Raw genomic sequence first — 15982 nt, forward strand, 5'->3', positions numbered from 1 at the left:
CAACCGGGCCCCGACAGGGCCCGGTTGTTTTATTAACTAAAGAGGATGTTATGGTAACAATTCGTTTGGCACGTGGCGGCGCTAAAAAACGCCCGTTCTATCAAATCGTCGTGACCGACAGCCGCAATGCCCGCGACGGTCGCTTTATTGAACGTATTGGCTTTTTCAACCCGATCGCCACCGGTCAGGCTGAAGGTCTGCGTTTGGATCTGGATCGTATTGAACATTGGGTTGGCCAGGGCGCAACGGTTTCCGAACGCGTTTCCGCGCTGATTAAAGACGCGAAAAAAGCAGCCTAACACCTGCTGGTGGTGAAAATGAGCAAACAACTCCGTATCGCAGCACCCGTTGAGCCGGTAGTCGTGGGCAAGATGGGCTCGGCGTATGGCATTCGCGGTTGGCTCAGAGTGTTTTCATCCACTGAAGAAGCCGAAAGCATTTTTGATTACCAGCCCTGGTTTATCAAAAGGGCCCGAGAGTGGCAGCCGATCGGGCTGGAAAGCTGGAAGCGCCACAATCAGGATCTGATCATCAAGGTCAGGGACATCGAAGACCGGGAAGCGGCCACGCTGCTGACCAATTGCGAAATCGTCGTCGACGCGTCGCAATTACCGGATCTCGACAGCGGTGAGTATTACTGGAAAGACCTCCTGGGGTGCCAGGTTGTCACCGTTGGCGGTTATCAGCTGGGCGAAGTCATTGATTTGATGGAAACCGGCTCGAACGATGTTCTGGTGGTGAAAGCCAACCTGAAAGATGCCTTTGGCATTCAGGAGCGGTTAATTCCGTTCCTCGACGGGAAGGTGATTAAGAACGTCGATCTCGCGGCCCACATCATTGAAGTTGACTGGGATCCGGGCTTTTGAACCCCGAACTTGAGGGTGGCGATAGTGGAAGCGGTGGAATGTGGATTGGCGTCATCAGTCTGTTCCCCGAGATGTTCCGTGCCATTACCGACTACGGGGTGACCGGCCGGGCAGTGAAGAATGGCCTGCTGAATGTGCAATGCTGGAGCCCGCGTGATTTTACCCACGACAGGCATCGTACGGTGGACGATCGCCCTTACGGCGGCGGACCGGGGATGCTGATGATGGTGCAGCCCTTGCAGGATGCGATTCACGAGGCAAAAAACAAGGCAGGCGAAGGGACAAAGGTGATTTATCTCTCCCCTCAGGGCCGCAAGCTCGATCAGCAAGGCGTGAGCGAGCTGGCCGCTAACCCGAAGATGATTCTGGTGTGCGGCCGTTACGAAGGTATTGATGAGCGTTTAATCGCCACCGAGATTGATGAAGAATGGTCAATGGGTGATTATGTGCTCAGCGGCGGTGAATTAGCGGCGATGGCTCTGATTGACTCGGTATCCCGGTTCATCCCGGGTGTACTGGGACATGAAGCCTCCTCGGCGGAGGACTCCTTCGCCAGAGGGTTGCTGGATTGCCCGCACTATACCCGTCCTGAGGTATTGGCCGGCATGGAGGTACCGTCAGTTCTGCTGTCGGGTAATCATGCTGAAATTCGTCGCTGGCGTCTGAAACAGTCTTTGGGCCGTACCTGGCTCAGAAGACCTGAACTTCTGGAAAGCCTAGCTCTGACTGACGAGCAAGCAACATTGCTGAACGAGTTCCAGCGGGAATATCGGGTAAGGCAACACGATGATTAAAGGGATTGGCCTGATGGCTGGTTAACCTGAACTATCAGTTTATCTAGGGTAAGAGACCAAATTATGAGCAACATTATCAAGCAAATTGAACAAGAACAGATGAAGCAGAACGTACCGTCTTTCCGCCCCGGCGACTCGGTGGAAGTCAAGGTATGGGTTGTTGAAGGCAGCAAAAAACGTCTGCAGGCATTCGAGGGCGTGGTTATCGCTATTCGTAACCGCGGTCTGCATTCTGCATTCACTGTTCGCAAAATTTCCAACGGCGAAGGTGTTGAGCGCGTATTCCAGACGCACTCTCCGGTCATTGATAGCATTACTGTGAAACGTCGTGGCGCCGTGCGTCAGGCCAAACTGTATTACCTGCGTGAACGTACCGGTAAGGCAGCGCGCATCAAAGAACGCCTGAACTAAGGTACGGCTCACGCCTCATCCAAAAGTTAATAACCACCCTAGGGTTAGGCCGCGGCCTAACCCTTTTTTATCATTAAGCCGGTCAATCTCCCCTTTATTACTCAATCACCGCGCGTTGCATCGGTGAAGCCTGGCACGTTCCTGCAGCCTCGCAGTGCCGGTTTTGTCATTTAAACGCCCTATCGACATCGTAGCGCCAGTTCTGTCGTTTAAACGCGCTCGGGTTTCGCTGTGTCAATGCATTGCAGATGTGCTGACGGTTATGTTTGCCGCATCGTGACTAAACGGCAGGTTACGTTTTTTGAAATCTTAATAAATAAAAAACATAACCTCCCTGTCTATCGGCCACGGCCTAACTTAAGCGTTGGACAAGACGCGAGTCCCCGACCGGAAAAATACCGTTTCAATGCGTCATTGCGCCGCGATAGTGCCTCCTTTGGCAGGGACGAAGAACAAGCGGTGTCTTTACCCTTGGCCGAAAATCATGTTTCTGAGTTTAGCCAGTCGGTGCGCGAACTACTGCAATATCAGCTCGACATGATCAATACGGCAGCATTGGCACTGGCTACCAGAAACCGGGCGGAAGGAGATGAACTGGATGGCGCCCGCCAGGCGCACCGGGATAGGAGGGTATCAGCGCTTTGAGTCGGAGCTAAACGCGCCGTAGTTAGGCAAATTGATGCAAGAAATTGCTGATGCAATGACACATCTTGAGCAGGATAGGAATGCCACCCCAACCGAGCTGCGAAAGGCTGGCCGCCTGCGCAATAAGTTAGTCAGTCTGATCGCTGGAGAATACCGTCGTAACGGCTTGTCTTACTGCCAGGCCAAACGACTTGCAGTTGGCGACTATCATGCCGCGCGTATCAAATTTCTTAATCACAAACCCTGGAAAACCTTACGACACGAACTCAGCCATAAAGCGCATACCTATGTCAGTACACAACGCCTGGCGGCCGAGATGAAATTGGGTGAGCGCGATATCTTCGAGAAATCCTATAACGGTAAAGGTATCTGTAGCGCCGATACGGTTGAATTGGACCACGCCGCCAATTTGTGGCAATCCTCTCTAAGCGTTAAAGATGCCAACGGTGAGGAAAAGGTGCTGTTTCAGGGAATACGTCACGGCGTATTGTCGCCCTATGGTCTGCCCGCCGGCTCCGAACAACGCACATCAGGCGCGTTAAATCGGGCAAAGGAGGTGGTCGCCACCGCCCTGTATAGCCAAAATGACCTCATGACGCGCGCGTTGGAAGGAGAGGTGGTACCGCTTCGGTTAGTATCCACATCGCTGCTAACGCCCACAAGCGTAGCTGGCAAGGAAAAAGCCATGCTGCGTGACCAGATGGCGGCCTGGAAAACACTGTGTGATCCGCTAAAACAGCCGCTGGAGATTTGCGTTCACGACCACGAAGGTAACATAAAGACGGTCCAAGTGGCGCTGAGTGTCGCCGCATTGAATTTTGGGGTCAATGAAGCGGCACTCACTAGGATTAGGTACCTCGACCTCCTACTCTTATAACGCCCCCGCCCTCGCTCAATTGCTGGGGAACGATTTGCGGCCAGAGGCCGAACCGGGGGGGATGGCGAGTATTTAGGTTCCGAACCTGCTAATGCCAGGAAAGTACGCGATCTTTGTTACCAGATAAAAAGTATTTGGGCGCGGAAAGCACATCGTAGCGATGGCGGCGAGCCCTACAAAGCACCGCAGTGCATCGCTATGCTGCCTACGACATTGGTGCCGTACCATGCTGGAATTGTAAGAGCGGCAAAGACCGGACCGGTATGCTTGATGTGGAATTGAAGAGAGAGATTATCCACTATGATACCCAATAGCCGCTAAGTCACCCCGCGGGGCCTCTTAACGACGCGCATAGAACGTTGTTGCAAGAGGTACTGATGAAAAGCGGCAATATGGAAATTCAGCGTTGCAATACGGGCGTTAAAGGCAACAAAGTCTTGAAGAAGTTCAAACTGCCTTGCTTCAATTTATCTCTATCAAGACGCATTGGGCTGGACGCCCTCTGGTCTAGAGCGAAAGGATTATCCCATCTTGATTAGTCGTGAAGAGAATATTAATTTTAATTCAGTGTTATGCCTGTATGAAGCACTCGGTCTCGATCCGCTACACGAGCCTGCGGTGTTAATTAATGATGATCTGGAAATTTACTTTGACGAAGCATTTGAAGGCCTGGAAATGAGCTGTCCGTTAATAGTTCTGCCAGACAACAGCGAGCGGCTGCAGACCATTTTGAGTATTAATTATGCCAGTCCAGTTACTCTAGCGGTGGATGCTGAACGTTCCGTCTTGTTAGCGCTTTATCGCTTGCCGGCACAAAGCAGTGAGGAGGAAATGCTTGCAGGATTATCGCTGTTTGTCGAATCTGTAGAGCAACTGCTTCAGGAACCTGCGCTCAGACCCGCCTGAAAAGACTCACGTCGCGGGAAGCCGCGGCGTGAGCTTAAATCGAGAAACTGCCGGCGCGCCATCGGCAAGACGGCGTAAGAGGATCCGTCGCATTCCCGCAGGGTGCACCGGAGGCGCCCACCGTTACGCCTGGGGTCAGGGTTTGGCCAGGCAGTGCGGCGCAAAGAGTTTATCAATTTCTTCGCGCGATGCGATAGGGACGCGATAGGCGCGTAAATCGGCCACCTGGGCGGGTTTGGTCAGCGTATTTAGCAATTTATCGACATAAACGCTGTTAAAACGCGGGGTGGCGGAATGGTATCGCCCGATGGTATTCCAGGAGTAGCCATAGCGCTGCACCAGCTTATGCAGGATATAGGTGCCGGAGAAGACGTTGACGCAACTATTTTCCCGTATACTCTGTGCGCTAATACCCAGGGTGTTAAGCATCGGTAGATTCACGCTGTTGATCTGCATCAGGCCGATATCCCGTGTGCGATTACTGTTATGGTTAATCGCCCGCGGTTCAAAGCGGGACTCCTGCCAAATAATCGCCCGAATAAGTAACGGATTGACCTGAAAACATTGCGCGGCATATCGCACACAATCCGTTTCCGCCTTGGCGGCCCCACAGCCCAACAGTAGCAGTAAAGCGACGGTTTTTGGCGTTTGGATGAATGTTGCCAGGCCTCTCAAACCGACAAAAGCTTTAAGAGGCTGCTGAATCAGGGATGGGACGGTGTTAGAAAAAAGGCTCGGGCGCGTCATCATCATTGCCCATAATCATGGCCTGCATAAAATTGTCATAGGTGTAGCTCAACCCCAAAGATTGTGACGTCAGGGGATTGAGCGTATCTTTCAGGTAATTCTGTATTTCAAGGCTAAGCGACTGCTTCAGCGTCGCGCTGGCGTACAATAGGGCAGAGGTGATTTCCTTTTGGGTGACAACATGGCTACTGTTGGGATACAACGCTTTGATTTGCTGTTTCAGTTCCGTCAGGGTGCATTTCGGCTGCTCCTTTGACAGCCAGTCGGTAACAATTTGATTAAAATCGCCGCTCGTGGCAGTGGATGAACTCCGGGCGCTGCTGACGGCAGCGCTCATGGCGCTGATATTCATGATTCTTCCTCGCTTTCAGGCGTAAAAAGGTGTTGTACGAAATCGGTCATCGACTGGCGTAACGTGTCGACCCGGGAAGATGGCAACGTGTTGATATGCTGCTGAAGTGCGCTTATTCCATCCTGCGTCTCTATATCCGCCAACCATTGCCGACACAGGAGATCCTGAGGAAAACGGACAATGTGTTCGCCCTCTTTTACCGCGAAACTGTCGTATTCGGCGCTGATACAATGAATGTGCAACAGCGCGGCAGGCGGCGTGACGCCCTGGGGCAGTACAATGACCGAAGGGACGTCGACACCCAGTGTTTGGGTTAATTGTTTAACGATAAATTCCACTATGTTGGGCTGGATGAACAGCGCGCTTAAATCCTCGGCCAACTGCAAACGGCGTGCCTGAGCCAATTCGTTTTGCAAACCGACCCATTCATCCAGATGCATCAGCCATTGTTGATAGAGATGCTGGAAACCGGCGCAAAAACCTGCCTGGTATTGCTGTTGATATAGCGCTTCGCATTCACGCTGGTTCTCGGCGACCAACTCCTGACATCGCCGATAGGTTCGCTCCAGCATGTTCGCGGCCCGGCGGGCGCGACGCGAACGCCGGGCTTTGATGATGACGGGGTCTCCGCCCTCATTAAGCTCATCGAGTAAAATATTGCGCATGATGAAGGGCCATTTTGATCAGATTGATGGAGGACGGCGACAAAGACGTCGCTTGCTGTGGTAACGGCTGCTCCACCGGGAACAGCAGGCAGGCCCGCCGGTAAACGGCGGGGGATAAACGCTTTAGCATCGACAACAGGCAATAGGCACCCCAGGCGGCCGGGTCAGGATCTTGCAACAGCGTCGTCGCTGGTTCTTCCTGCTCTTGCGGTAGGGCGCCCGGTGTCAAGGGCGGTAGAGGCAGCGCCAGAAAAGATTGCACCGGCGCCGACAGTAAAATAAACCGCCCTTCGGACAGTAGACGATTACGCAACAGATGTGCGCCTATCAAAAGCGCGGCATCGCCAAGCCGTTGCCAATTATCGAGCAAGAACCGATAAAAAGGATCTCCCCTGTCCGCGCCGTCATCACTGGGGCAGTGATAATGCCGTAATATCCAATGATTAAGTAGCGGATGCGCTGCTTGATCCTCGCGGTGCCAGCCGGAAGGGAAACGGCTGGCGTGCAGGTAACTGACAGGGTGGTACATCACGCGCATGACGTTGGCAAACCGGAGCGGGGTCATACCGGTTTCTCCTCTTGCGCCGGTGGATCCTGTGGCGTGAGCTCCTGCGCTGTCTCCGGTCGCTGTTTTTTGACCAGCAGATATAACACCGAGCCGCCTGCCAGCAATGCGGCCAATAGCACTCCGCAAAGGGCATACAACCAAGGTGTTATAAACGGCTGGGCACCCTGCGTTGGCGCGCTATATTGCAAGGGAGGCGCCTGGAACAGCACAACGGAAATATCTTCAAAGCGAACGTTGGCCAGACCGTTTTTGATCAACGTTTTTATTTTGCTGATGAACATATTTTCATTGAGACTGCCGCTGTAGGTAATCAAAATAGAGACCCGCTCAGCGGGTGGGTCTGTAATAAACGTATTATCGTTCAGCGGATAACTGACGTGAACACGAGCATTCACCACTTGGCTGATAATCTTTAACGATTGTTCTAAACGCTGCTCCTGTAATGACAACATACGTGCCCGTTCAGCCTGCGGCGAAGCAATTAAGGCGTTATCGGGGAACGCCTGAGAAATTTGGACTTCAGGTTTGGCCGGGAGCTGATACTGATTCAGAATTGACAGCGCCGTGGTGGTATCGCTTTTGGGAACCGTAATTGCATACCCTTCCTTCAGCGAACCGCTTTTTTGCGAGGCGATATTATGCTGCTGTAATACCGCTAAAACTTTGTTGGCCTGTTCCTGGCTTAAATTGTTCAGCAAAATGGTGTTGTCACAGCCTGTCGTCAGCAAAGCGGCGATAATGACCATACAGGTTAATAGAAGTCGCTTAAACATTATTGTGCTTTTCCCAGTGTCTCGACGGTATTGACTCCCTTTTTGGCAATAGTGGACACTAATGAGACATAGTTGGAATATTCACCGATAAGCGATTGCAATTGCGCTATTTTTTCTGGGTTGCTGGTCGTTTCAGGCGATGAACTTAAGGCATTTATCATTTGCTTAAAATCTAAATCCTGCTCACTTAACTGTTTAAATGCGGAGGAAACCAGTTGCGATGTTGTGCCACCGGTGGGCAATTCGATATGTGAAGCAGCCGTAATGAATTGGGTGGATAATGCAGTCAGTTCCTTCAGGGACAACAATGTTTGCATGGTCATAAATAGCTCCTGGGTCGGGTAAGCCGTCAGGCTTAACCCGGGGTAAATACCTTAGCGGAAGTTTTGGATAATCGCGGCGCCAATATCTTTAAACGTTTTGACGGTGGACGATTGGGCATTTCTGAAAAGGGTATACTCAGATAATTTAGCCTGGAACTCCGCTAACACACTTGGATTATCGGGAGCGTCAGATAACGCTTTGCGCGCCGTTTCAAGCTGCTCCATCATGGTTTGTGCGCCGGTATCAAAATCTTTGGCGATATCATCGATAAACCAGCCATTACCGTTCCAGGCTCTGAGGTCACTCATACGTATTGTCCTTATTGCGTTGCATTAACTGATGGGAAATACCAGTTATGTTGATTGACGAAAACATAGCCGTTGGGTGCAGCAAGATAGGACTTGTCCCGCAGCCAGTTTTCGTCAAGATTGATGGAGAAGGTGATAAAATCACTTCCCCATTGTGAATAATAGATCTCCATGAAACCCTGCAATTCCGCCATAGTATTGTCGTTCAGCTGATCGTGGATAAGGAAACTAAAGCCGAATGGTGTGGCGACCTGGCGATAGACAATGTGCATTCTGTTAAGACCTTGCTTGGCCTGCTGCACCAGGAAATTTTTGCTAAAGCTACGGAAATTCAGGGTCTTGGCGTAGGGCAACATGGGTAATAGCTTTTTTCGCAACGCGTTTTGCTTGGCCTGCGTCATGTCCTCCAGCACCAGCAGTACCGGCGAAGCGGGGTGCGTCATATCTAATCGCAGTACCGGTACACCCTCCAAACGCAGTCTGCTGGTAATGTCCTGGGCGGTCTGCGTTAACCAAAGCGGCACAACCTCCGCGGTGTTCGGCCGTTTGGCCAGGGCGGCATTCAGCCATTGCAGGTCGCGATAATGACTGGCGAGCGCATAAATTTTACCGTCGCTACCTTGGAGTAACATTACCGGCGAAGGGGAACCAGCAAGGGCCGCAGTCAGTGAGATAATCTGGTGGGAGGTGCGATAATAACGAACACCGATTACGTAGGCGATAAGGAGCATGAAGACTGCTAATATGCCCGCCACCAGGACCCGGCGCTTTCTCAGTTTGTCCCAGGCGGCGCCGCCATCACCTACGGGCGTTGGATTCGCGTTAGGCTGTTTGAAGTCGCTGATATCCGGATGCCATTCTTCATTGGCTCGCTTAACGGCAAAATGAATATCCCCATCGCTGAATACGGCATTGTGCGTCACCCGCCGTTGCTGAGGCGCCTCGGGGTTATTTATTTCGAGGATAAAATCATTTTGTTCCTCCGCGCCCGTTTCCTGGATGGCAGGGAGGTGCAATGCTATATTGACGTGGCGAGCGTCATAAGGAATGAATAAAGTATTGTGCGCGAAGTGACAAGCATGTCCTTGTTCATCCCCCTGCGCGTCAATCATAAGCGCTTGGCTGCGACCGATAATAATAGAATACGTATTGGGCGGTAAAATAAGATCGCTACCGTACATCGGGCCAAACAAGATTTTAAGCGTATAGATTAATTCATCGGCTTCATTTTTATTATCAGTGAAAACGTCAGACATTATTTCCATCTCTAAATAAGTTCAGACGCGATGATAGTGAACTTAAATGAAAATAGGAATGTTGTTTACGTCATTTTAAAATCAAAAATTTATGATCTTTTTATCATATTATGATTTTTTTATGATATTTAAGCCGGATGATTGACGGTCACACGATCCTCTGGTCTTATTACGAAAAGAAAATTAACTTCCACTAACGGCCAAAGGGTGAAATATGAGAGGTAAAATTCAGCAGGTGATGTCTGATTTCCGCCCTTCATTTTCCGTCAATGCTGAAGAAATTAGCGGTGAACGAGGAGTGACTACTCAGCTACATGATAAAGTCCTATATTTAGTTCCTATTTCAAAAAACGCTTATTTTAGCATTCACACTAATGAAGGACCGGGGAAATGGGTAAAGCCTTTTCACGCTATTATCGTCGGTGTGCAATCCCTTGTGACCTTTTGCTTTTATGGTGAATGGCGGATGATCGACATCTCTCTTAATGAAGCCGCGGCATTATTAGCCTTTACCGAATACGATATCAAGTATCATGATGAAATACAATCACCCATTATCAATGTTGAAGAAAATATTTTCTACAGCTTGTTAGTGAAAGATCAGAACGTGACATTGCAGGACATCCTGCTGTTGAGTAAAAACCCAGCTTTTCAGGAATCCTATGCGGGAATTTACCATTTTATTCGCCAGCGGGAATGCTACTGGATAGTCAACTACCTGCTATCGCTCATTGTGAACGGTAATGGTGATGCGGTAAATAATAAAATCCAGGAAGTCAGTAAGCGTTATGGCGTCTCCGAGTCTTATTTCAGAAGATTGTGCCATCGCTATTTGAAGCGCGGCGCCAAAGGTCAGATGAGAATCTGGCGTGCGGCCTATTGCGCCCTGCAGCTTATTGAAGGCAATAGCAGCATTTCGGTTATTGCTCAAGACAATGGCTATAGTTCATCGTCACATTTTTCTATGGAAATGAAGTCTTTTTTTGGTATTACACCAAAAAGTTTCAGAGCGCTGGAAGGTTTTTTATATGAGTAAGGTAGTGCATTTTTTTAAGGTCGGTTGTGCCTGGCTGTTGCTAGCCACCGTAGGCATGCCGACGGCGGCCACGGCAGGGCCGTTTCGCTCCGAGCAGGCGAACAATGACATCTCCAGCGGCAGTATTAATGAATACGTCGCCAACAAAAGCAGCATACGCCAGCTGCTCTCCGCGTTATCGGGCGAAATACATAAGCCTATTATCGTCAGCGAATTGGCCGGTCGTAAACAGGTCTCGGGCAAGTTCGACATGGAGAAACCGTTACAGCTGCTTGAAAGCCTGGCCGCCAGGACGGCTCTGATTTGGTATAACGACGGTAGCGCAATTTATGTCTATGACGTCAGTGAAATGCAAAGCCAGATGGTACAGCTGCGTCATGCGCCATTTGAACGTTTGATGGCCTTTCTCAAGTCCACCATGCTGTATGACCAGCGTTTCCCGCCGCGCACTAACCGCAGTTCAGGCGGGTTTTACATCTCCGGACCGCCGGTCTATGTCGGTTTGGTCATCGCTGCTGCCAAGTATCTTGACAATACCTTTAGCGATACCACGACCGGCAGAAATGAGATTCGCGTGATCAGTTTGAAAAATTCCTTCGTCACCGATCGTAATTATTCGCAGCGGGACTCACCCATTACGATACCGGGCATCGCAACGGTATTAAATCAATTGCTGAACGGCGCTAACGGCAAAGGTGTCTCACGGGACAGCCGTAATCCGGTGCCGCTGGCAACCATCACGATTGACCGCGATACCCGCAGCGCATTGGCCGCTGCCAATGCCACAGAAGGTGGGGGCAATTTCCCCGCGCTGCCTCCCTTGCCACAGCAAAATAAGAGTGCCCAGACGGCGGAAAACATCAATTACGGCACGATAAATATCGTTGCTTATCCCGACACCAACAGTTTGCTAATCCAGGGGGCGAGCCAGCAGGTGAGCTATGTGCAAGATCTGGTTACGGCGATTGATATTGCCAAGCAACAGATTCAGCTTTCGCTCTGGATACTGGATATTGACAAGGAAGAGGTTAATCAACTGGGTGTGGATTGGGCAGCCCGCGCTAATATTGGGAGCGGCAGCATTGAGTTTAATTCCAGTTCGCTGAGCGCCAGCACCAGTTATCAGTTTCTTGCCAAGGTCAGCGCGCTAGCCAGTCGTAAGGATGCTCAAGTTGTCGCACATCCGGAAATTTTAACGCAGGAAAACATTCCGGCTTTATTTGACAACAATTCGAGTTTTTATGTGCAGGTGAAAGGTGAACGTACCGCCACGCTGGAAAAAATCACTTACGGCACGCTGATAAGCGTCTTGCCGCGGCTGTCCAGCGGCAGTAAAGAAATCGAAATGATTCTGGATATCCAGGATGGCGGTCTCATGACCGGCGACGATAACGCCGTCATGCAGGTTGCCGAGTTACCGCTGGTGAATACTACCCAAATCAGTACTGAGGCGCGGGTACCCAAGGGAAGTAGTTTGCTGGTGGGGGGCTATAGCCGCGATCAGCGTGTTAACGCCGGTTGGGGGATTCCCGTGCTGAGAGACATCCCGTTTTTGGGGCGACTGTTTGATTACCGTTATAAACAAACCAAACAATTTGTACGTATGTTCCTTATACAGCCCAAGTTGTTGCCTCAGGGAGCGGTATGGGAAGGCGTTGACGAAAACCCGTCGCTCGGCCACACCTCACTGGGCACCAATATTACCTTAAAAGCGACCGTGGCCATGCTGCACAATTATATGGCCCAGCATTAACCTGAGAGCGGTGCGATGGCGATCAATTCGATAGACACAAGAAGTTTTCGGGATTTTATCTCCCTTTCCGCCAAAACAGGCCAGAGCGAAACGATACCCATCGATGACGTCATGCCGGTGGTTGAGGTGAATCTGGAAACGGAAATCGCGCTCGGCATGGAGGAGATAGGTCAAATATTTAATGCTTTCCGGCGTATGAACAGGCGTGGTAAGGGCAATGACATTGAAGAAAATGATTTCCTCTCGCAAATGCTTGAGGAGTCAGCAGACGAGAAGATCAACGCGCTGATTACCGTTCTCGGCAAAGGGAAAATGAGCTACACCCGTCTGCTTTCTCATGCCCGCAGCCTGTTCCCTGACGACAGTGATTTACTCCTGGCATTACGGGAGCTTTTGTATCGGCATAAACTCTCAGCGCTGCAAAAAAAAGAGCTGGAAAAAGCGATTACTGACCTTGAGAAGCATGCCGATCAGCGCAAGATGTACGCCGGGGCTAACGTAGGCCAGTGCGCCAAGCAATATAGTCAGGGAGTGGCGAACCTGACGGCGAAAGCCCTACGTGTCAGCTACCAGCAATTTATCGAGCTGGATCTGGCCGCGGCTTATATCTATCAGGACTGGATTGAGCAATTTGGTTTTATGCATCGTACCCGCTTACTGGCCTTTACCTTGCGTGCGTTGGTATGCGATATGAAATCCACGCTCCCGGGCTTGAATAGCGAGGAATATGGCCCGCTTGGCAGTAAATTGTCCGATGCGCGTATTTTGAATACCGTAGACCTGATATTGATGAAGGAACTGGCCAAACTATCGCTACAGCCGCCGCACAAGCCTTATGAAGTTGACGCGATGCATATTTTTTTACTTGGCTTGCTGGATCACAAAAAACTCATCGCCGCGCTCGCAGAATTCGTTAAGAAATATCTCAAACGGCAAACCGTTAGACAAAAAACAAACTTCATGCAGTCAATGCGTGGTGTGTTTAATCAGACACCAACGATGTTATATGCCGTTGATGAAGATCGAGATAGCGTGCTGGCGTTATGTGAAAACTATTTGACGGAGCTCTTTGCGATCGAAAAGAAAAGCGGTGTTTGGAAAAATTATTACAGTAGATAATGTTTACATCGTGCATTCCCCAGATTAATGGATAAATAATCGGTGAATTTCTTAAGCCTTGATTAGATGATTTAGTATAAATAATGATAAATACACTTTTGTATCAGATTAAATCACGGCCGGAGCTTATTATTCTGGCGATGATGGTACTCGTTATCGTCATGCTGATTATTCCCTTACCCACCTATTTGATTGACTTTCTTATAGGGCTTAATTTGACCATGGCGATCCTGATTTTTATGGGATCATTTTATATTTCCCGGATTCTTGATTTTTCCAGCTTTCCGTCTATATTGCTGGTGACGACGCTGTTTCGTCTGGCAATATCGATCAGTACCAGCCGACTGGTATTAATGGATGCAGACGCCGGTGAAATCGTGGCCAGCTTTGGGCAATTTGTGATAGGCGATAATCTGGTCGTCGGTTTCGTCATCTTCTTTATTGTTACCGTCGTGCAATTTATCGTCATCACGAAAGGGTCGGAACGTATTGCCGAAGTGGCGGCGCGGTTCTCCCTGGACGCCATGCCGGGCAAACAAATGAGCATTGATGCCGATTTGAAAGCAGGCGTGCTGGATGAGGATGGAGTTAAGAAACGCCGCGAAGTCCTGGAAGCGGAAAGTCAATTATACGGCGCGCTTGATGGTGCGATGAAATTCATCAAAGGCGATGCCATTGCCGGCATTATCATCATTTTTGTCAACTTGATAGGCGGCATTTCGGTTGGCATGGTTCAGCACGGTATGGAGCTTTCCGAGGCGCTTACAGTTTACACCCACCTCTCGATTGGTGATGCGTTGGTGGCGCAAATCCCTGCGCTGCTGATCTCCATCAGCGGCGGGTTTATCGTAACCCGGGTTAACAACAATAAAAACAATAATCTGGGTTCCAAGATTATTACCGATTTGTTCGCGAACCAGTCAACGCTCATGGTGACCGCCTGTCTGGCGCTGGCGATGGGTTTTTTACCCGGCTTCCCGTTACCGGTATTCATTGTGCTGTCCGCACTGCTGATTGTGATTTATTTCAAAGACAAATGGAGCAACCGGAACAAGGTTAAAAGCGGGGAAGGTCATCGCGATAAGACCGCCGATGATGAAGGACAGTCCGAGGCGGTTACCATTGACGGCGATATCATCCCGGAAACCTTACCGCTGATGATCACCTTCAATGAGGCGTTCAAGCCGAAGCTGGAGCAGCACAATTTATCTTCGCTGCTGAAGAAAAATTTCTTCATTGAGTATGGCGTCAGGCTGCCGGAAATCACTATCGGCTATGCGCCCAAATCGGCATGTGACTCAATGAGTATTGCTATCAACGAGATCCCCGTCGCCGACTATACGGTAATGCCGGGAATGCATAAAGTGCTGATCAACGGTGAAGAACTCAAGATGCTGGATAATAGTGTTCAGAGTATCAATACCCCTCAAGGCATAAGTTACTGGTTGCCGGAAGAAAAAGCGGATAACGCACAGAAAATGGGTTACGTTACCCGCTCTGCTATTGACGAATTCTATTTCTGCATCTCCACCTTGCTTACCCATAATATCTCTGAGTTCTTCGGGATTCAGGAAACCAAGATGTTATTGGATGATTTAGAGAAAAAATACCCCGAGTTGCTAAAAGAAAGCTATCGCAATAATACAGTGCAGCGTATTTCTGAGGTGTTTCAGCGCTTATTGAAGGAAAGAATATCAATTCGCAACATGAAGCTCATTCTGGAATCTCTGGTGCAATGGGGACCCAAGGAAAAGGACCCGATCATGCTGGTAGAGCATGTACGCGGTGCGCTGGGACGTTATATTTGTAATCGTTTTTCTTATCTCGGTAAAATTTGCGCATTGGTATTTACACATGATATTGAAGAAAAAGTTCGCGGTGGGATCCGGCAAACGTCGGGCGGGAGTTTTATCAATTTAACCCCGCCCGAGATTGATGAGATTCTGAATTATTTGACGGAATGTCTTAATAAAAATGGTATATCATCCCGTGACATCATTTTACTGGTGTCAGTTGATATCAGACGTTTTATTAAAAAGCTGGTGGAAGGGCGTTATCCTGAACTTGAGGTGCTGTCATTTAACGAAATGACTGATGGCATCGACATCGACATTATCGCAACTATTCAGACCAATTAAGTTTTTAGTCCACAATAAGGAAATCACCATGAGTTATAATGTTTCGGAATTATTGATGTCTTCTCTTGAGCAAATGGGTATTAGCGATGTTGCCCAAGGCAGCCTGGATGATCACTCTACCATCACGCTAAAGCTTACCGATGACAACCCGGATATCAATATTATCACCCAAAATGATGAAACCTGGATTTGGTCGGTGCTGGGTGAGTTCAATCAGAATGCGCTGACCTTCAACAGCGCCAATCTCCTGCCGTTTATGATTAACAGCCACAGCGATAACTTCATTTTTGGCCAACCCTCACTGGTGGAAGTAGAAGGGAACCTTGAGTTCAGGGCGCAGGTAAAATCAGAGAATCTGGAATCGGTAACCGCCTTTACAGATATGCTGGACGCTTTTTTCACTCAACTGATGGACTATCAGGCGGCAATGGCCTGAGGCGTTAA

The 15982-nt window shown here is 49.7% G+C and carries 20 protein-coding genes and 1 pseudogene; 13 read left to right on the top strand and 8 right to left on the bottom strand.

What is annotated here, in order from left to right; translation table 11 throughout:
- Positions 1–50 precede the first annotated feature (50 nt).
- The 8 genes and pseudogenes from rpsP (at position 51) to SGP1_RS04840 (ending at position 4499) form a co-directional block, all read left to right on the top strand.
- On the top strand, positions 51–299 hold the full coding sequence (gene rpsP, locus SGP1_RS04815) for a 30S ribosomal protein S16 (protein ID WP_011410519.1): 249 nt from the start codon (positions 51–53) through the stop codon (positions 297–299).
- A gap of 18 nt (positions 300–317) precedes the next feature.
- Positions 318–866: a ribosome maturation factor RimM gene (rimM, locus tag SGP1_RS04820; protein ID WP_011410300.1), complete on the top strand. Its 549-nt coding sequence runs from the start codon at positions 318–320 to the stop codon at positions 864–866.
- Positions 867–904: 38 nt separating this feature from the next.
- A complete protein-coding gene (trmD, locus tag SGP1_RS04825; RefSeq protein ID WP_011410301.1) occupies positions 905–1660 on the top strand; it encodes a tRNA (guanosine(37)-N1)-methyltransferase TrmD in 756 nt (251 codons plus the stop codon).
- Positions 1661–1723: 63 nt separating this feature from the next.
- Positions 1724–2071 carry a 50S ribosomal protein L19 gene (gene rplS / locus SGP1_RS04830; RefSeq protein ID WP_011410302.1) on the top strand — a complete coding sequence of 116 codons (348 nt, stop codon included), beginning with the start codon at positions 1724–1726 and terminating at the stop codon, positions 2069–2071.
- 276 nt (positions 2072–2347) lie between these two features.
- Entirely contained in the window at positions 2348–2716 is a 369-nt protein-coding gene (locus SGP1_RS29110) for a hypothetical protein (RefSeq protein ID WP_148203367.1), read from the top strand.
- A gap of 34 nt (positions 2717–2750) precedes the next feature.
- A complete protein-coding gene (locus tag SGP1_RS29115; protein WP_050747409.1) occupies positions 2751–3593 on the top strand; it encodes an inositol phosphate phosphatase SopB in 843 nt (280 codons plus the stop codon).
- Positions 3594–3611: 18 nt separating this feature from the next.
- A pseudogene (locus SGP1_RS36110) lies at positions 3612–4132 on the top strand (inositol phosphate phosphatase SopB).
- A complete protein-coding gene (locus SGP1_RS04840; protein ID WP_243466169.1) occupies positions 4125–4499 on the top strand; it encodes a type III secretion system chaperone in 375 nt (124 codons plus the stop codon). The pseudogene SGP1_RS36110 and the gene SGP1_RS04840 overlap by 8 nt, the downstream one beginning before the upstream one ends.
- 135 nt (positions 4500–4634) lie before the next feature.
- On the opposite strand, the gene SGP1_RS04845 is transcribed toward SGP1_RS04840, so the two are convergent.
- Genes SGP1_RS04845 through SGP1_RS04880 form a run of 8 tightly spaced genes read right to left on the bottom strand, consistent with a single transcriptional unit; the run spans position 4635 to position 9492 of the window.
- Entirely contained in the window at positions 4635–5174 is a 540-nt protein-coding gene (locus tag SGP1_RS04845) for a lytic transglycosylase domain-containing protein (RefSeq protein WP_050747410.1), read from the bottom strand.
- Between the two features lie 46 nt (positions 5175–5220).
- The gene (locus tag SGP1_RS04850) at positions 5221–5598 is read right to left on the bottom strand and encodes a hypothetical protein (RefSeq protein WP_011410306.1); all 378 of its coding nucleotides are present in this window, start codon (positions 5596–5598) and stop codon (positions 5221–5223) included.
- Positions 5595–6263, bottom strand: a complete 669-nt coding sequence (locus SGP1_RS04855) for a hypothetical protein (protein WP_011410307.1) — start codon at positions 6261–6263, stop codon at positions 5595–5597. The genes SGP1_RS04850 and SGP1_RS04855 overlap by 4 nt, the downstream gene beginning before the upstream one ends.
- Entirely contained in the window at positions 6241–6828 is a 588-nt protein-coding gene (locus SGP1_RS04860) for a type III secretion apparatus protein OrgA/MxiK (RefSeq protein ID WP_011410308.1), read from the bottom strand. The genes SGP1_RS04855 and SGP1_RS04860 overlap by 23 nt, the downstream gene beginning before the upstream one ends.
- Positions 6825–7604, bottom strand: coding sequence for a type III secretion system inner membrane ring lipoprotein SctJ (gene sctJ, locus SGP1_RS04865; protein WP_011410309.1), 780 nt, complete (start codon positions 7602–7604; stop codon positions 6825–6827). Before sctJ ends, SGP1_RS04860 begins: the two co-directional genes overlap by 4 nt.
- The gene (gene sctI, locus SGP1_RS04870; protein WP_011410310.1) at positions 7604–7927 is read right to left on the bottom strand and encodes a type III secretion system inner rod subunit SctI; all 324 of its coding nucleotides are present in this window, start codon (positions 7925–7927) and stop codon (positions 7604–7606) included. Before sctI ends, sctJ begins: the two co-directional genes overlap by 1 nt.
- Positions 7928–7978: 51 nt before the next feature.
- Entirely contained in the window at positions 7979–8236 is a 258-nt protein-coding gene (gene sctF, locus SGP1_RS04875) for a type III secretion system needle filament subunit SctF (protein WP_011410311.1), read from the bottom strand.
- 11 nt (positions 8237–8247) lie between these two features.
- Positions 8248–9492 carry a PrgH/EprH family type III secretion apparatus protein gene (locus SGP1_RS04880; protein ID WP_011410312.1) on the bottom strand — a complete coding sequence of 415 codons (1245 nt, stop codon included), beginning with the start codon at positions 9490–9492 and terminating at the stop codon, positions 8248–8250.
- A gap of 214 nt (positions 9493–9706) precedes the next feature.
- Between SGP1_RS04880 and SGP1_RS23380 the strand changes: the two genes are divergently transcribed.
- The 5 genes from SGP1_RS23380 to SGP1_RS04905 all read left to right on the top strand — a co-directional run bounded on the left by SGP1_RS23380 (position 9707) and on the right by SGP1_RS04905 (position 15974).
- Entirely contained in the window at positions 9707–10528 is an 822-nt protein-coding gene (locus SGP1_RS23380; RefSeq protein WP_083764670.1) for a helix-turn-helix domain-containing protein, read from the top strand.
- Positions 10521–12281 carry a type III secretion system outer membrane ring subunit SctC gene (sctC, locus tag SGP1_RS04890; RefSeq protein WP_011410314.1) on the top strand — a complete coding sequence of 587 codons (1761 nt, stop codon included), beginning with the start codon at positions 10521–10523 and terminating at the stop codon, positions 12279–12281. The genes SGP1_RS23380 and sctC overlap by 8 nt, the downstream gene beginning before the upstream one ends.
- A gap of 126 nt (positions 12282–12407) precedes the next feature.
- Positions 12408–13400, top strand: a complete 993-nt coding sequence (gene sctW, locus SGP1_RS04895; protein ID WP_158302328.1) for a type III secretion system gatekeeper subunit SctW — start codon at positions 12408–12410, stop codon at positions 13398–13400.
- 83 nt (positions 13401–13483) lie between these two features.
- Entirely contained in the window at positions 13484–15538 is a 2055-nt protein-coding gene (locus SGP1_RS04900) for an EscV/YscV/HrcV family type III secretion system export apparatus protein (RefSeq protein ID WP_011410316.1), read from the top strand.
- A gap of 28 nt (positions 15539–15566) precedes the next feature.
- On the top strand, positions 15567–15974 hold the full coding sequence (locus SGP1_RS04905) for a type III secretion apparatus InvB (RefSeq protein ID WP_011410317.1): 408 nt from the start codon (positions 15567–15569) through the stop codon (positions 15972–15974).
- Positions 15975–15982 lie beyond the last annotated feature (8 nt).

The organism is Sodalis glossinidius str. 'morsitans', from assembly GCF_000010085.1.
Taxonomy (GTDB): domain Bacteria; phylum Pseudomonadota; class Gammaproteobacteria; order Enterobacterales; family Enterobacteriaceae; genus Sodalis; species Sodalis glossinidius.

Excerpts from the sequence above, each read along its gene's own strand:
- trmD (WP_011410301.1), top strand. The coding sequence starts at position 905 with ATGTGGATTGGCGTCATCAGTCTGTTCCCCGAGATGTTCCGTGCCATT.
- sctJ (WP_011410309.1), bottom strand. The coding sequence starts at position 7,604 with ATGTTTAAGCGACTTCTATTAACCTGTATGGTCATTATCGCCGCTTTG.
- rplS (WP_011410302.1), top strand. The coding sequence starts at position 1,724 with ATGAGCAACATTATCAAGCAAATTGAACAAGAACAGATGAAGCAGAAC.
- sctI (WP_011410310.1), bottom strand. The coding sequence starts at position 7,927 with ATGACCATGCAAACATTGTTGTCCCTGAAGGAACTGACTGCATTATCC.
- rpsP (WP_011410519.1), top strand. The coding sequence starts at position 51 with ATGGTAACAATTCGTTTGGCACGTGGCGGCGCTAAAAAACGCCCGTTC.
- SGP1_RS29115 (WP_050747409.1), top strand. The coding sequence starts at position 2,751 with ATGCAAGAAATTGCTGATGCAATGACACATCTTGAGCAGGATAGGAAT.
- sctF (WP_011410311.1), bottom strand. The coding sequence starts at position 8,236 with ATGAGTGACCTCAGAGCCTGGAACGGTAATGGCTGGTTTATCGATGAT.
- SGP1_RS04880 (WP_011410312.1), bottom strand. The coding sequence starts at position 9,492 with ATGTCTGACGTTTTCACTGATAATAAAAATGAAGCCGATGAATTAATC.
- SGP1_RS23380 (WP_083764670.1), top strand. The coding sequence starts at position 9,707 with ATGAGAGGTAAAATTCAGCAGGTGATGTCTGATTTCCGCCCTTCATTT.
- SGP1_RS04900 (WP_011410316.1), top strand. The coding sequence starts at position 13,484 with ATGATAAATACACTTTTGTATCAGATTAAATCACGGCCGGAGCTTATT.
- SGP1_RS04850 (WP_011410306.1), bottom strand. The coding sequence starts at position 5,598 with ATGAATATCAGCGCCATGAGCGCTGCCGTCAGCAGCGCCCGGAGTTCA.
- rimM (WP_011410300.1), top strand. The coding sequence starts at position 318 with ATGAGCAAACAACTCCGTATCGCAGCACCCGTTGAGCCGGTAGTCGTG.
- sctC (WP_011410314.1), top strand. The coding sequence starts at position 10,521 with ATGAGTAAGGTAGTGCATTTTTTTAAGGTCGGTTGTGCCTGGCTGTTG.
- SGP1_RS04905 (WP_011410317.1), top strand. The coding sequence starts at position 15,567 with ATGAGTTATAATGTTTCGGAATTATTGATGTCTTCTCTTGAGCAAATG.
- SGP1_RS04855 (WP_011410307.1), bottom strand. The coding sequence starts at position 6,263 with ATGCGCAATATTTTACTCGATGAGCTTAATGAGGGCGGAGACCCCGTC.
- SGP1_RS04860 (WP_011410308.1), bottom strand. The coding sequence starts at position 6,828 with ATGACCCCGCTCCGGTTTGCCAACGTCATGCGCGTGATGTACCACCCT.